The 14,479-nt window shown below is 65.3% G+C and carries 11 protein-coding genes; all 11 read left to right on the top strand.

The genetic code is table 11. The annotated features are described in order from the left end of the window. Positions 1-168: 168 nt before the first annotated feature. The 11 genes from tssA (at position 169) to tagH (ending at position 14,395) form a co-directional block, all read left to right on the top strand. Positions 169-1,194 carry a type VI secretion system protein TssA gene (gene tssA / locus VGV37_RS21175; RefSeq protein ID WP_326881750.1) on the top strand — a complete coding sequence of 342 codons (1,026 nt, stop codon included), beginning with the start codon at positions 169-171 and terminating at the stop codon, positions 1,192-1,194. Positions 1,195-1,306: 112 nt separating this feature from the next. Then, a complete protein-coding gene (gene tssB, locus VGV37_RS21170) occupies positions 1,307-1,834 on the top strand; it encodes a type VI secretion system contractile sheath small subunit (RefSeq protein WP_326881749.1) in 528 nt (175 codons plus the stop codon). A gap of 4 nt (positions 1,835-1,838) precedes the next feature. Next, positions 1,839-3,329 (top strand): type VI secretion system contractile sheath large subunit, encoded by a 1,491-nt coding sequence (gene tssC, locus VGV37_RS21165; RefSeq protein ID WP_326881748.1) that lies wholly within the window; start codon positions 1,839-1,841, stop codon positions 3,327-3,329. Between the two features lie 78 nt (positions 3,330-3,407). Then, the gene (locus tag VGV37_RS21160) at positions 3,408-3,893 is read left to right on the top strand and encodes a type VI secretion system tube protein Hcp (RefSeq protein WP_326881747.1); all 486 of its coding nucleotides are present in this window, start codon (positions 3,408-3,410) and stop codon (positions 3,891-3,893) included. A 146-nt stretch (positions 3,894-4,039) separates the two neighbouring features. Beyond that, a complete protein-coding gene (locus VGV37_RS21155; RefSeq protein WP_326881746.1) occupies positions 4,040-4,876 on the top strand; it encodes a type VI secretion system accessory protein TagJ in 837 nt (278 codons plus the stop codon). Between the two features lie 6 nt (positions 4,877-4,882). Then, complete coding sequence (gene tssE, locus VGV37_RS21150; protein WP_326881745.1) at positions 4,883-5,404, top strand: type VI secretion system baseplate subunit TssE; 522 nt, start codon at positions 4,883-4,885, stop codon at positions 5,402-5,404. Continuing rightward, positions 5,404-7,281 (top strand): type VI secretion system baseplate subunit TssF, encoded by a 1,878-nt coding sequence (gene tssF / locus VGV37_RS21145; protein ID WP_326881744.1) that lies wholly within the window; start codon positions 5,404-5,406, stop codon positions 7,279-7,281. Before tssE ends, tssF begins: the two co-directional genes overlap by 1 nt. Positions 7,282-7,286: 5 nt before the next feature. Next, a complete protein-coding gene (gene tssG / locus VGV37_RS21140; RefSeq protein WP_326881743.1) occupies positions 7,287-8,276 on the top strand; it encodes a type VI secretion system baseplate subunit TssG in 990 nt (329 codons plus the stop codon). A gap of 66 nt (positions 8,277-8,342) precedes the next feature. Continuing rightward, positions 8,343-11,084: a type VI secretion system ATPase TssH gene (tssH, locus tag VGV37_RS21135; RefSeq protein ID WP_326881742.1), complete on the top strand. Its 2,742-nt coding sequence runs from the start codon at positions 8,343-8,345 to the stop codon at positions 11,082-11,084. Positions 11,085-11,145: 61 nt separating this feature from the next. Continuing rightward, entirely contained in the window at positions 11,146-12,486 is a 1,341-nt protein-coding gene (gene tssK / locus VGV37_RS21130; protein WP_326881741.1) for a type VI secretion system baseplate subunit TssK, read from the top strand. Positions 12,487-12,841: 355 nt separating this feature from the next. After that, positions 12,842-14,395: a type VI secretion system-associated FHA domain protein TagH gene (tagH, locus tag VGV37_RS21125; RefSeq protein WP_326881740.1), complete on the top strand. Its 1,554-nt coding sequence runs from the start codon at positions 12,842-12,844 to the stop codon at positions 14,393-14,395. Positions 14,396-14,479 lie beyond the last annotated feature (84 nt).

Genomic DNA, 14,479 nt, shown 5'->3' with positions numbered 1-14,479 from the left:
GTCGTGCGGGAGTTGTTCGCATTGACAGAGCCGGGGTGTGCACGATAGCTTCAAAACATTGAAAACGCTTGATGACAAGGATGTGGCGGACGGCTGGACCGCTACTGGTAAAAGCGTTAGTTAAGCTACCGTAGTACCTTTCAGATTCCTCTCGCGAACGGTTCGGACGTGGCGATTTTCGACGTCGACAAGCTCTTGATCGAGATCAATCCGGGCGCCCCATGCGGCGAAAACCTGGAGTACGACCCGGTATTCAACGCCCTGGAGCAGGCCTCCAAAGGCAAGGACGAGCAGCAGTTCGGTACCACGGTCATTCCCGGCGAGGAGCCGGACTGGGTCGAAGTGCGCCGTCTGGCGCTGGAACTGCTCGAACGGACCAAAGACTTACGGATCTATGATCAACTGCTCCGGGCATCGCTGCGTCTCGAGAGCATGAACGGGCTCGCAGCCGGACTGTCGCTGGTGCGTAAGGTGCTCGACCAGTACTGGGACGGGCTGCATCCGCAGTTGGACCCCGACGACGATCTCGATCCGGTGGCGCGGGTGAACATCATTGCCGGCCTGTGCGATGGTTCCAGCTTCTTGCGCCCGGTGCGCGAGGCGCCGCTGGTGGCGTCGCGCACCTTCGGCCGGTTCGGCCTGCGCGATGTGACCGAGGAAGGCAAGAGCGATCCGGCCGCCGTCAATGCGGCATTTCTCGATGTGGCGGTCGAAACCCTGCAGGAGACGGCCGAGAGCGTGCGCTCGGCGATCGAGGACGTCCGCGGCATCGAGGAGGTCATCACCGACAAGGTCGGCTCCAGCAACGCGCCGGATCTGTCGGCCCTGGGTGGCGTGCTGAAAGAGATTTACCGCGTGCTCCAGGCCAGGCTGTCGGCGCGGGGTGTCGGAGCCGAGGAGGCGGGTGGCGCCGAGGGCGAGGAAGAAACGGCGGAAGGCGGCGAGGGCGCGCCGGCGCGCGGCGCTGCGGGCGGCGGCGTTCCGGGGCAGCTCAGCAATCGGGACGACGTCTTGAAGACGCTCGACCGCTTGTGCGAATATTATGCCCGGTTCGAGCCGTCCAGTCCGGTGCCGATCCTGCTCCAGCGCGCCAAGCGTCTGGTGCCGCTCAGCTTCATGGACATACTGCAAAACCTTATTCCCGACGCTGTGACGATGGCCCAGATCTACAACGGGCCGTCGGCGGAGGAATAGGCGGCGACTTCTTGAGAAGAACGACAGACCAGGCAAGAAAGAGGACGGACGTGGCGCGGTTTTCCGCCCGGCACCGCCCCGCTCCGAGGCAACCCCAGGAAAAGAGGCGACTATGGCCAAGGCAAGCAGTCAAAAATTTATCGCCCGGAACCGGGCGCCGCGCGTTCAGATCGAATATGATGTCGAGCTGTACGGCTCGCAGAAGAAGGTGCAGCTGCCGTTCGTGATGGGCGTGTTCGCCGATCTGTCGGGCAATCCCACCGAGGCGCTGCCGGGTGTCGCCGATCGCAAGGCAGTCGAGATCGACGTCGATAATTTCGACGACCGGCTGAAGGCGATGAAGCCGCGCGCTGCCTTCGCCGTTCCCAACACGCTGACCGGCGACGGCAATCTCCAGGTCGACATCACGTTCGAGAGCATGGAAGATTTCACGCCCGGCGCCATCGCCCGCAAGGTGGGGGCACTCAACCAGCTTCTGCAGGCGCGCACGCAGCTCTCCAATCTCGTCACCTATATGGATGGCAAGAGCGGGGCGGAGGAATTGATCGGCAAGCTTCTGTCGGATCCGGCACTGCTGCAGGCGCTCGCCTCGGCGCCGAAGCCGACCGAAGAGGGTTCATCGTCGGGTTCGGGGGAATAAGCCAATGTCCGAGCTGCAAAATGCGGTCGCCCAGGGCGACCAATCGGTAGAGTTCAGCGAGTTCGCCAACCTGCTCGAGAAGGAGTTCCGCCCGAAGAGCACCGAGGCCCAGTCGGCGGTCCAGACGGCGGTTCGCACGCTGGCCGAACAGGCGCTGGCCAGTTCGGTGACGATCTCGGCCGACGTGGTCAACACGATCAGCGCGATCATCGCGCAGATCGACCAGAAGCTGACCGAGCAGATCAACCTGATCCTGCACAACCAGGATTTCCAGAAGCTCGAAGCCGCCTGGCGCGGCCTGCACCATCTCGTGAACAACACCGAGACGGACGAGCAGCTGAAGATCCGGGTGATGAACATCTCCAAGAAGGATCTGGCCAAGACCTTGAAGAAATTCAAAGGTACGGCCTGGGATCAGAGCCCGATCTTCAAGAAGATGTACGAAGAGGAATACGGTCAGTTCGGTGGCGAGCCGTACGGCTGCCTGGTCGGCGACTATCACTTCGATCATTCGCCTCCGGACGTCGAGCTGCTGTCCTCGCTGGCGCAGATCTCGGCTGCGACCCATGCCCCCTTCATCTCGGGCGTGGCGCCCACGCTGATGCAGATGGACAGCTGGTCCGAGCTCAGCAACCCGCGCGATCTGACCAAGATCTTCCAGACCCCGGAATATGCGGCCTGGCGTTCGCTGCGTGAATCTGACGACGCCCGCTACATCGGCCTCGCCATGCCGCGCTTCCTGGCCCGGCTGCCCTACGGCGCCAAGACCGACCCGGTCGAGGCGTTCGATTTCGAAGAAGAGACCGAGAGCGCGGACAGCAGCAAGTATGTCTGGGCCAACTCGGCCTATGCCATGGCGCTGAACATCAATCGCTCGTTCAAGATGTACGGCTGGTGCTCGCGCATCCGCGGCATCGAGTCCGGCGGTGCGGTCGAGGGTCTGCCGACCCATACGTTCCCGACCGACGATGGCGGCGTGGACATGAAGTGCCCGACCGAGATCGCGATCAGCGATCGGCGCGAAGCCGAACTCGCCAAGGTCGGCCTGATGCCGCTGATCCACAAGAAGAACTCGGATTTCGCAGCCTTCATCGGCGCCCAGTCGCTGCAGAAGCCGGCGGAGTACGAGGATCCGGACGCGACGGCCAACGCCAATCTGGCGGCGCGGCTGCCCTACCTGTTCGCGACCTGCCGCTTCGCCCACTACCTGAAGTGCATCGTCCGCGACAAGGTCGGTTCCTTCAAGGAGCGCGAAGACATGCAGCGCTGGCTGCAAGGCTGGATCAACCAGTACGTCGATGGTGATCCGAGCCGTTCCAGCGAGCAGACCAAAGCCATGAAGCCGCTGGCTGCGGCCGAAGTGGTGGTTGAGGAGGTCGAAGGGAACCCGGGGTATTATTCCTCGAAGTTCTACCTGCGGCCGCATTACCAGCTCGAAGGCCTGACGGTCTCGCTCCGTCTCGTTTCGAAGCTGCCTTCGTCCAAGGCCGCATGATGTGTGAAGCGCGTTACGCCATCCTGGCGTAGCGCGAGGTAGTCTATTCAACGTCTATTCTAAATATGGGAGGCTCTCATGGCCCTTGATATGTTCATTCAGCTTAACGGCGTTACTGGCGAGTCCAAGGATTCGGTGCATAAGGGCGAAATCGACGTTCTGGCCTGGTCCTGGGGCCTGTCGAACAGCGGCACGTTCCATGGCGGTGGCGGCGGCGGTTCGGGCAAGGCGAATTTCCAGGACCTGTCGTTCACCAAGTATATCGACAGCTCGTCCGCAGCCCTGTTGCTCAACGCCGCCAGCGGCGAACACATCACCGACGGTTTGCTGACCATCCGCAAGTCGGGCGGCAAGGCTCCGCTCGAATACCTCAAGATCACGCTGAAGAAGATCCTCGTCAGCTCCGTCTCGACCGGCGGCAGCGGCGGTGAAGACCGCTTGACCGAGAACGTCACGCTCAATTTCGGCGAAATCAACTACGCCTACGCCGAGCAGAAGGACGACGGCACCGGCGCGCCGGCGAAGGAATTCAAGTGGAACATCGAAGAGAACATTAAGGTCTGATTCCGTTCGTCACGCTCCTCTGCTTCAGGGGAGGGGAGCGTGACGTCTCTGAATAGATATGGACGGAACCGGCGACGGGAAAATGTCGCCGGTTCCGCTATGCCTGGCAGTTGCGCCATGCGCGCATGCAGCCGAAGGAGAGACGCATGTTTGAAGACCTGCTCCGCGATGGCGATCTCTCGAAAACCCTGGCGGAATTGCAGGGGCGAGTCCGCAAGGATCCGTCGAACGCCAAGCTGCGAACCTTTCTGTTCCAACTCCTGTCGGTCGAAGGCAACTGGGACCGGGCGCTGACCCAGCTCAAAGTCGTGGGCGACCTCGAAGCGACGTCGCTCGCCATGGTACAGACCTATCGCGAAGCGCTGCAGTGCGAAGCGCTGCGAACGGCCGTCTTCGCCGGCGAACGCTCCCCTCTGCTGTTCGGCGAGCCCGAGCGCTGGATGGCGCTGTTGCTGGAGGCCCTGCGGCTGGGCAGCCATGGCGCCGTGGCGCAGTCCCAGGCGGTGCGGGCCGAGGCCTTCGATCTGGCGCCGAGCAGTACCGGCAGCATCGAGGGTGCCGGCTTCGATACCCAGAATTTCACCTGGCTGGCCGATGCGGATTCCCGTTTGGGTCCGATGATCGAGGCGATCATCAACGGGCGCTATTATTGGCTGCCGCTCAATCGCCTGAAGCAGATCGACATCGAAGCGCCGGAAGACCTGCGCGACGTGGTCTGGCTGCCGGCCCATCTGACGCTGACCACCGGCGGCGAGACGGTGGCCCTGCTGCCGACCCGCTACCCGGGTTCCGAGATCGCCGAGGATCCGGCGTTGCGCCTGGCGCGGCGCACGGAGTGGACCGACCAGGGCGAGGATCTGTTCGTCGGTCTGGGCCAGCGTATGTTCACCGCCGATACCGGCGATTACTCGATCATGGATGTGCGTCGGATCGTCCTGGACGCGCCGCCGGACGCGGTCACAGACGCGCCACCGGACGCGTAAGTCGGTATGGCCGAACTTACCCAACAGGAACGTTTGCAGCCGTCGCTGTTGGACCGGCTGGTCGATAGCGAGCCCGAACAGAAGCAGGAATCGCGCGATCAGCGCGTGCTGTCGCTGCGCCGGCTGCGCGAGGGCGTGCTGCGCGATCTGGGCTGGCTCCTGAATTGCACCAACCTGGCGTCGGTCCAGGACCTGGACGCCTATCCGCACGTCGCCGATTCGGTGCTCAATTTCGGTGCGCCCGCCCTGGGCGGCATCACGGCGTCGAATTTCAAGCAGATCCAGATCGAGATGGAACGGCGGCTGCGCCAGGTGATCGCCTCGTTCGAACCGCGCATCCTCAAGGATACCCTCAAGGTGCGGCTCGCGGTCGATGCCGACCTGATGGCGCACAATGCGGTCGTGTTCGAGATCGAAGGCGAGCTGTGGGCCCAGCCGGTCTCGCAGCGCATCTTCCTGCGGACCGAGGTCGATCTCGAATTGGGCGCCGTGAAGGTGATTGATTTCACCGGCGCCAGGGGGACCTGATGGACCCCAAGCTGCTGCGATACTACAATTCCGAGCTTCAGCATTTTCGCGAAATGTCCGGGGAATTCGCCAAGGAATTCCCGAAGGTCGCCGGTCGCCTGGGGCTCGATAGCTTCGAATGCGCCGACCCCTACGTCGAACGGCTGATCGAGGGCTTCGCCTTCATGGCCGCGCGCGTCCGGCTCAAGGTCGATGCGCGCTTTCCCCGGTTCACCCAGCATCTGCTGGATCTGGTCTATCCCCACTATCTGCAGCCGACGCCGTCCATGGCGGTGGCGCGGCTGTTTCCGGACCTGACCGAGGGCGGCCTCGCGGACGGGTTCAAGGTGCCGCGCGGCACCGGCATGCGCAGCCTGCTCGGCAAGGGTGACCAGACCGCGTGCGAATATCGCACCGCGCATGACGTGACCCTGTGGCCGCTCGAGGTGGCCGAACTCGAATATCTGGCGTCGCCCGGCGCGGTCGCGACGCTCGGTGTCGGCGAGATCCAGGGCGCGCCCGCCGCGATCCGCCTGCGCCTGAAGACGACGGGCGACATTCCGTTCGACAAGCTGCCGCTCGACCGGCTGACCCTCTATCTGGGTGGCGTTTCCGAGAAGTCGATGCGGTTGTACGAAGCGCTCGTCGCCCATACCCAGGCGATGGTCGTCCGCCCGACCCGGCGCCCGGTGCCCTGGCAGGAGATCGTGCGCAATGCGCCGGTCCGCGCCATGGGGTTCGAGCCGGAACAGGCGTTGCTGCCGTTCGGTGGGCAGTCGTTCGACGGCTATCGGCTGCTGCACGAATATTTCGCCTGTCCGGCCCGCTTCATGTTCATCGACCTGGTGGGACTGGCGCCGGCGATCCGGCGTTGCGCGGACACCGAACTCGATATCCTGATCCTACTGAAGCGGGCGGATTCCCGGCTCGACCACGCTATCGGGCCTGCGGATTTCACGCTGTTCTGCACGCCGATCATCAACCTGTTCCCCAAGGTGGCCGACCGGATCCACCTGACCGAGCAGACCGAAGAGCATCATGTCGTGGTCGACCGCACCCGGCCGATGGATTTCGAGGTCTACCGGGTGCTCTCGGTCGGCGGCGTTTCGGCCGGCAATGAAGTGACCCAGGAATTCCGCCCGTTCTTCGGTGCGACCGACCTGGGCGGCATCGATCCGGAACAGGCCTATTATGCGGTCCATCGCGAGCAGCGCCTGCTGTCGGGCCGGCAGCGGACGCGCGGCCCGCGCTCGTCCTATATCGGCAGCGAGACCTTCGTGTCCTTGGTCGATGCGCGCGAGGCGCCCTACAGCCATACGCTCCGGCAATTGGCGGTCGAGGTGCTGTGCACCAACCGCGACCTGCCGCTCGACATGCCTGTGGGCAAGGGCACGACCGATTTCACCATGCAGATCGGCGCGCCGGTCAATTCCGTTCGCTGCGTCGCCGGGCCGACCTGGCCCCGGCCGTCCCATGCGGAGGGTGACACCACTTGGCACCTGATCAGCCACCTGTCGCTCAACTATCTGACCTTGGTCGACAAGAGCCCGGAAGACGGTGCGGCGGCGTTTCGCGAGCTGCTGTCGCTCTACGCCGACCTGGGTGAGGCCAGCGTCCGCAAGCAGATCGAGGGCGTGCGCTCGATCTCCAGCAAGCCGATCGTGCGCCGGGCGATCCATCCGGGTCCGATCGCCTTCGTGCGCGGGCTCGAGGTCACCTTCACCTGCGCCGAGGAAGCGTTCGAGGGCACCGGCGGCTTCCTGCTGGCGGCTGTGCTGGAACGGTTCTTCGCGAAATACGTGACGATCAACTCTTTCACCGAGACCGTCTTCCGGACGGTCACCAGAGGCGAGATCATGCGATGGCAGAGACGGCCCGGTCAGCGCCATCTGGTCTAGAGCTGATGCAGGCTCTGGCGGAGAAGCCATATCATTTCGGCTTCTTCCAGGCGCTGCGCCGGCTCGAAAACCTATATGCCGACAAGCCGCGCACCGGGACCTCGTCCCATGCGGCGGAGGATCCCGTGCGCTTCGCCCAAGAGGTGCACATGATCGCCGCGCCCTCGACCCTGGCGGCGTTCGAGCCCGGCACCGCCGGCGGCCTGCCGCGCCTGACCAGCTATTTCTTCGGCCTGTTCGGACCGAACGGCCCCTTGCCGCTGCACCTGACCGAGTTCGCCAGCGAACGCCAGCGCCATCACGCCGACCCGACCATGGCGCGGTTCCTCGACCTGTTCCACCACCGCATGCTGTCGCTGATGTATCGGGCCTGGGCGATCAACGAGCCGGCGGTCAGCTTCGACCGGCCGGACGACGATCCGTTCGGCCGCTACCTCGGCGCCACCTTCGGCCTGGGCACGAGCGAGCTGCGCGACCGCGACGTGCTGCCCGACGAGGTGCGACTGCACTATGCCGGGCAGTTCGCGGCCCAGACGCGCCATGCCTCCGGCTTGCAGGCCATCCTGGCCGGCTATTTCGGTCTGCCGGTCCAGATCGAGGAATTCGTGCCCGGCTGGATGAAGCTGCCGGACGAACTGCGCTGGAAGCTGGGCGATTCGCCGGAAAGCGGATCGCTGGGCCAGACCACGGCACCCGGCGCCCGGGTCTGGAGTTGCCATCACAAGTTCCGCATCTCGTTCGGGCCGCTCAGCCTCGAAGAGTACGAACGCCTGCTGCCGGGCGGCGAAAGCCTGGCGCGACTGGTACCGCTCGTGCGCTTCTATGCCGGCGACGAGCTGACCTGGGACATCAAGCTGATCTTGAAGCGCGACGAGATCCCCCAGCTGAAACTGGGCGGTCGGGCGCGGCTCGGCTGGACCAGCTGGGGCCTTACGCGGCCGGCCGAACGAGACGCCGAAGACCTCGAACTCAACCCGCTGGGCCAAGCCGCATGAGCGACCGTCCAGCGGCCCATATCGTAACCCGCGACCTTTGAACGAACCTGCCTGTAGGAGCCAGTGATGACCGAGATCAGCCGCGTCGCCTTGTTCGGCAAGCTCAATCCGCTCGCCTACAAGGCGATCGAGAGTGCCACGATTTTCTGCAAGATGCGGGGCAATCCGTATGTCGAGCTGGTGCACTGGCTGCACCAGATCCTGCAGTCGCAGGATTCCGACGTGCATCGGATCATCAAGCATTTCGAGCTGGATCCCTCGCGCCTGGTGAAGGATATCACCGAGGCGCTCGACCGGCTGCCGCGCGGCGCCTCGTCGATCTCGGACCTGTCGACCCATGTCGAAGATGCGGTCGAGCGCGGCTGGGTGTTCGGCTCCCTGATGTTCGGCGAAAGCCAGGTCCGCACCGGCCACCTGATCGTCGGCCTGGTCAAGACCTCGACCCTGCGCAACGCGCTGGGGCAGATCTCCAAGGAATTCGGCAAGGTCACGCCGGACGCGCTCAGCACTCAGTTCGCCAAGATCACCGGCGGATCGCCGGAAGAGGCGATGCGCTCGACCGACGGGGCCGCATCGCCGGGCGAGACGAGCGGCGCCATGCCGCCGGCCCAGATGGGCAAGCAGGAAGCGCTGAAGCGCTTCACCGTCGACCTGACGGAAAAGGCACGCAAGGGCGAGATCGATCCGATCGTCGGCCGCGATGACGAGATCCGCCAGGTGGTCGACATCCTGATGCGCCGGCGCCAGAACAACCCGATCCTGACCGGCGAGGCCGGCGTCGGCAAGACGGCGGTGGTCGAGGGCTTCGCGCTGCGCATCATCGCCGGCGACGTGCCGCCGATGCTGCGCGAAGTCAGCCTGCTGTCGCTCGACATCGGCCTGCTCCAGGCCGGGGCCAGCATGAAGGGCGAGTTCGAGAACCGCCTGCGCCAGGTGATCGACGAGGTCCAGGCGTCGCCGAAGCCGATCATCCTGTTCATCGACGAGGCCCATACCCTGATCGGCGCCGGCGGTGCCGCCGGGACGGGCGATGCGGCGAACCTGCTGAAGCCGGCGCTGGCGCGCGGCACGCTCCGCACGGTCGCGGCCACGACCTGGGCCGAATACAAGAAATACTTCGAGAAGGACCCGGCGCTGACCCGCCGGTTCCAGACCGTCCAGGTCGACGAGCCGACCGAGGACCGCTGCATCCTGATGATGCGCGGCATCACCTCGGTCATGGAGAAGCATCACCGGGTGCAGATCCTGGACGAGGCGATCGAGGCCGCCGTCCGACTGTCCCACCGCTACATTCCGGCGCGCCAGCTGCCCGACAAGTCGGTCAGCCTGATCGACACGGCCTCGGCGCGGGTCGCGATCAGCCAGCATGCGGTGCCGGCCGAGGTCGACGACAGCCGCCGCCGCATCGAGTCGCTCGAGACCGAGAACCAGATCATCGGCCGTGAGAAGGCGATCGGCCTCGACACCGCCCATCGCGAAGAGACGGTCGCGGCCTCGCTCGCCACCGAGCGCGAGCGGCTGGCCGGCCTGGAAGCCCGCTGGCAGACCGAAAAGGAACTGGTCGACAAGGTCCTGACCCTGCGCGCCAAGCTGCGTGGGTCGACCGGCACCGTCGAGGGCACCAAGAGCGACCTCGAGGCCGCGGCAGCAGCGGAAGCGGCCAAAGTCGCGCCCGCAGAAGGCCTGGCGGCACCGGTTCCACCGGCCGAAGGGCAGGATCGCGAGGCCCTGCTGGCCGAGCTCAAGACCCTGGTTGCCGAGCTCGACACGCTGCAGGGCGACAGCCCGCTGATCCTGCCGTGCGTCGATGCCCAGGCGGTCGCCTCGGTGGTCGGCGACTGGACCGGCATCCCGGTCGGCCGCATGGTCAAGAACGAGATCGAGACCGTGCTGAAGCTGGCGGGTACGCTGAACCAGCGGGTCATCGGTCAGGCCCATGGCCTGGAGATGATCGCCAAGCGCATCCAGACCTCGCGCGCCGGCCTCGACAACCCGAACAAGCCGATCGGCGTGTTCATGCTGTGCGGGCCGTCGGGCGTCGGCAAGACCGAGACCGCCCTGGCCCTGGCCGAGGCGCTCTACGGCGGCGAGACCAACATCATTACCATCAACATGAGCGAGTTCCAGGAGGCCCATACGGTCTCGACGCTCAAGGGCTCGCCGCCGGGCTATGTGGGATATGGCGAAGGCGGCATCCTGACCGAGGCGGTGCGCCGCAAGCCCTACAGCGTCGTGTTGCTGGACGAGGTCGAGAAGGCCCATCCGGACGTCCACGAGATCTTCTTCCAGGTGTTCGACAAGGGCGTCATGGAGGACGGCGAGGGCCGCCTCATCAATTTCCGCAATACGCTGATCCTGCTGACGTCCAACGTCGGCAGCGATCTGATCATGAACATGTGCAAGGACCCGGACCTGATGCCGGACGCCGAGGGCCTGGCCAAGTCGCTACGCGAGCCTTTGCTGAAGGTGTTCCCGGCAGCATTGCTCGGCCGTATCGTCACCATCCCCTATTATCCGCTGAGCGACGACATGCTGGCCTCGATCATCCGCCTGCAGCTCGGCCGGATCGAGAAGCGGATCAGGGCCAACCACAAGATCCCGTTCATCTACGATGCCGACGTGGTCAAGCTGGTGGCGGCGCGCTGTACCGAGTTGGAAAGCGGCGGCCGCATGATCGATGCGATCCTGACCAACACCGTCCTGCCGACCCTGAGTCAGGCATTCCTCGAGCGGATGCTCGAAGGCCGTCCGGTCACCAAGGTCGAGGTCGGCGTGGCCGACGGCGAGTTCACCTATGCCTATGATTGATCGGCAATGGTAGGAATGCTGGAGAACGACGGGGCGGGGCCGCCCGGGGGAAGGAAGAGGCATGTCCTGGGACAATAAGGTCAATTGGTCGGAGGGCATGTTCCTCGGGGCCCAGCATTTCCAGCAGGCCGACCGCTATATGGAAAAGCTGGTGCGGGGCCGGACGGCGCCGCTCCGGCCGTTCGGCTGGGGCCTCACGCATCTTCGGTTCAATCGCGAGCTCCTCAGCCTGGGCAAGCTCGCGATCGAGGAAGCGCGCGGCATCCTCGAAGACGGCACGCCCTTCGCCGTTCCCGAGGACGCCGACCAGCCGATCCCGCTGGAGCCGCCCGAGACGGTCCGCGACGCCATCATCTACCTGGCCCTGCCGGCCTACCAGCCGGGCGCTGCCGAGGCGGACCGGCGCATCGGGCTCGAGACGGCGGCCCGCTTCGTCGTGGCCGAACAGGCGGTCGAGGATGCCAATGCCGACAATCGCGCCGGTACCACGGTCGAGGTCGGGCAGCTGCGGTTCCGTATCCTGATCGACGGCATGGATCGCAACGGCTTCATCTGCCTCGCCATCGGCCGCATGGTCGAGATGCGGGCCGACCGGCAGATCGTGCTGGATGACACCTACATTCCTTCGGTGGCCGATTGCCAGGTCTCGAAGAACCTTTCGAACTACCTGACCGAGATCCAGGGGCTGCTGCATCACCGGGGTGAGGCGCTCGCCGGCCGCGTGTCCGATTCCGGCACGCGCGGTGCGGCGGAGATCGCGGATTTCCTGCTGCTGCAACTGGCCAACCGCTACGAACCGATCTTCCAGCACCTGAACGAATGCCCATCGGTCCATCCCGAGACCTTCTTTGGCGTGGCCGTGCAGCTGGCGGGCGAGCTCAGCACATTCTTCACGACGACCAAGCGGCCGCCGGCGTTCGGGACCTATCGCCACCACGATCTGACGACGACCTTCGGCCCCGTCATCCGCTCGATCCGGCAGTCCTTGAGCGCCGTCGTCGAGCAGACGGCGGTCTCGATCCCGCTGCAGGAACGCAAGTACGGCATCTATGTCGCCGCCATCATGGACAAGCAGCTGCTGGCGACGGCCGGCTTCGTGCTCGCGGTCCGGGCCGACATCCCGCCCGAACGGCTGCGCCAGAGCTATCCGGCCCAGGTCAAGCTGGGACCGGTCGAGAAAATCCGCGATCTGGTGAACTCGGCGCTGCCCGGCATCGGCATCCGGCCGTTGCCGGTGGCGCCGCGCCAGATCCCGTACCATGCAGGCGTGACCTATTTCGAACTCGACCGATCCAGCCCGCACTGGAAGATCCTGCAGGCCTCGGGCGGGCTCGCCTTGCATGTCGCCGGCGACTTCCCCGGCCTCGACATGGCGCTTTGGGCGATCCGGGAATTGCAGTGAATTGTTTTTTCGGTCGTCATGGCCGGGCTTGACCCGGCCAGTCACTTGGTTAGGCCATGGCCCTTGCGTTCAGCTCCACCGTCATTCCCGCGCAGGCGGGAATCCAGCTTGAGCCGCTTTTGCGGCGACATGAGTCTTTTGTTTCCGCGCTACCTTGCGTAACGCCGGATCCCTGCCTTCGCGGGGATGACGATATGGATCGCCTTGTTTTTACACGGATCCCTGCCGCAGAGCGGCCCTGTCGGAGTGGCTTGCGCGCGCCCTGCGTGGTACTAAGCTCCGTACCCGTTCTTCAATCCACGGGCCTTGAACGAGGTGTGGTTCGAGGCGTCATGGACCGGTCGAGAACCCTTCGATGCCTTTGATCGTTTCCATGCAGACCACCGATCCCGCCCTCGGCACGCAGTCGCCCCGGCGCATCGAGATCGATCGTCGTCTGAGCATCGGCCGGGGACCGGAGAATGATCTGGTATTGCCCGATCCGGCGCGCGTGCTGTCGAAGAGCCATTGCGTGATCGAGGCCGGCAGCGGCGGCTACGTGATCGTCGATTGCAGCACCAACGGCGTGTTCCTGAACAACAGCGCCGAACGCCTGCCGCGCGACGTGCCGATGCCGATCCAGCCGGGCGACCTGCTGCAGATCGGCGGCTATGCGCTGGAGGTCACCGGTTTCCACCAGGCCGCGGCGCCGGTCGACGATTTCGAGGCGGAATTCGCGCCGCGCGCCGCGCCGCCCGTCTCGGCCGAGCCGGATCCGTTCGACGACCTGCTCGGGGATTTCGGCAGCGATTCCCGGAGCAATTCCAGCCGGCCGGCCCCGGGCAGCGCCGGCGACTTCACGCCGTTCGATCCGCCGGCCTTCGACGATCGGATGTCGGATCACCGGCAACCGGAGTCGATGCCGGACTTCCAATCGTCGCGCCCCATGCTGCCCGACAATGACGACGACCTGTTCGGTCCTTCGTCCAGCGCCGAGGAATGGACCGGCGCCTCGCAGCCGGATCATTCGGCCGGCACCTCCGCGTTCTTCGCGCCGCCGAAGGTCTCGTCGCCGGGCATTCCGGACGATTGGGACGACCTGTTGGATTTCGCGCCGCCGGGTGCCGCGGCACCACAGGCGCCGGCCGCACCCAAGGTGGTGGTGCCGGAGCAGGAAGACGAACCATTTCCGGCGCCGTCGCCGCCGGCCGTGGCTCCGGTGCCGCCGTTGCCCGAGCGCAACGCATTCGACGAGCCGTCCGATCGGGCGTCCGCTGCGCCGGTGGCCAGGCCCGTCCCGCGGGCGGTGCCCGTCGCGACGGATGCGGATCGTGGCGCAGTCGCGGCCCTGCTGCAAACGGTCGGGATCACCGGCGTGAGTCTGGACGATGCCGAAAGCGTGGCGCTGATGGAACGGGTCGGCCGCATGCTGAGCGTGCTCGTGCCGGGCCTGATCGAGATCCTGGCGGCCCGCGGTTCGACCAAGCAGGAATTTCATATCGAGCGCACCATGCTGGGCGCCCATGACAACAACCCGCTGAAATTCGCCGGCAGCGCCGACGAGGCGATGCGTGTCATGCTGCTGCAGCACGTGCCAGGCTTCCTCGCCATCGACCAGGCGGTCGACCAGGCGGTGAGCGATATCAAGACCCATCAGCTGGCCGTGCTCGCCGGCATGCAGGTGGCGCTGAAGACGGTCATCGGGCGGTTCGAGCCCGGCCAGCTGGAAGCACGGCTCGAACGCAGTTCGCTTTTGGACGGCATCCTGCCCGGCGCCCGCAAGGCGCGGTACTGGGACCTGTTCAAGACGCTGCACAGCGAGATCGTGCGCGAGTTGCAGGACGATCTGCAGAAGCTGTTCGGTGCGGATTTCGCCGAAGCCTACCGGACGCAGATCGACCGGCTGGCCGGGGGCGGCGAAGGCGGTTGACGGCGAGTGCGGGTTTGGGGATGACGCGTCACGGCGTCTCTGGAATAACGGCGCGGGGCGTGCCGGATCGACAATCGGGGGAAA

Source organism: Aliidongia sp. (assembly GCF_035943795.1).
GTDB lineage: Bacteria > Pseudomonadota > Alphaproteobacteria > ATCC43930 > CGMCC-115725 > Aliidongia.
Note: the sequence above shows the minus strand (reverse complement) of the source record. Positions and strands in the feature narration are given on the sequence as shown.

What these genes read in the sequence shown, in the direction of transcription:
- tssB (WP_326881749.1), top strand. Translation starts at nt 1,307, where the DNA reads ATGGCCAAGGCAAGCAGTCAAAAATTTATCGCCCGGAACCGGGCGCCG.
- tssC (WP_326881748.1), top strand. Translation starts at nt 1,839, where the DNA reads ATGTCCGAGCTGCAAAATGCGGTCGCCCAGGGCGACCAATCGGTAGAG.
- VGV37_RS21160 (WP_326881747.1), top strand. Translation starts at nt 3,408, where the DNA reads ATGGCCCTTGATATGTTCATTCAGCTTAACGGCGTTACTGGCGAGTCC.
- VGV37_RS21155 (WP_326881746.1), top strand. Translation starts at nt 4,040, where the DNA reads ATGTTTGAAGACCTGCTCCGCGATGGCGATCTCTCGAAAACCCTGGCG.
- tssE (WP_326881745.1), top strand. Translation starts at nt 4,883, where the DNA reads ATGGCCGAACTTACCCAACAGGAACGTTTGCAGCCGTCGCTGTTGGAC.
- tssF (WP_326881744.1), top strand. Translation starts at nt 5,404, where the DNA reads ATGGACCCCAAGCTGCTGCGATACTACAATTCCGAGCTTCAGCATTTT.
- tssG (WP_326881743.1), top strand. Translation starts at nt 7,287, where the DNA reads ATGCAGGCTCTGGCGGAGAAGCCATATCATTTCGGCTTCTTCCAGGCG.
- tssH (WP_326881742.1), top strand. Translation starts at nt 8,343, where the DNA reads ATGACCGAGATCAGCCGCGTCGCCTTGTTCGGCAAGCTCAATCCGCTC.
- tssK (WP_326881741.1), top strand. Translation starts at nt 11,146, where the DNA reads ATGTCCTGGGACAATAAGGTCAATTGGTCGGAGGGCATGTTCCTCGGG.
- tagH (WP_326881740.1), top strand. Translation starts at nt 12,842, where the DNA reads ATGCCTTTGATCGTTTCCATGCAGACCACCGATCCCGCCCTCGGCACG.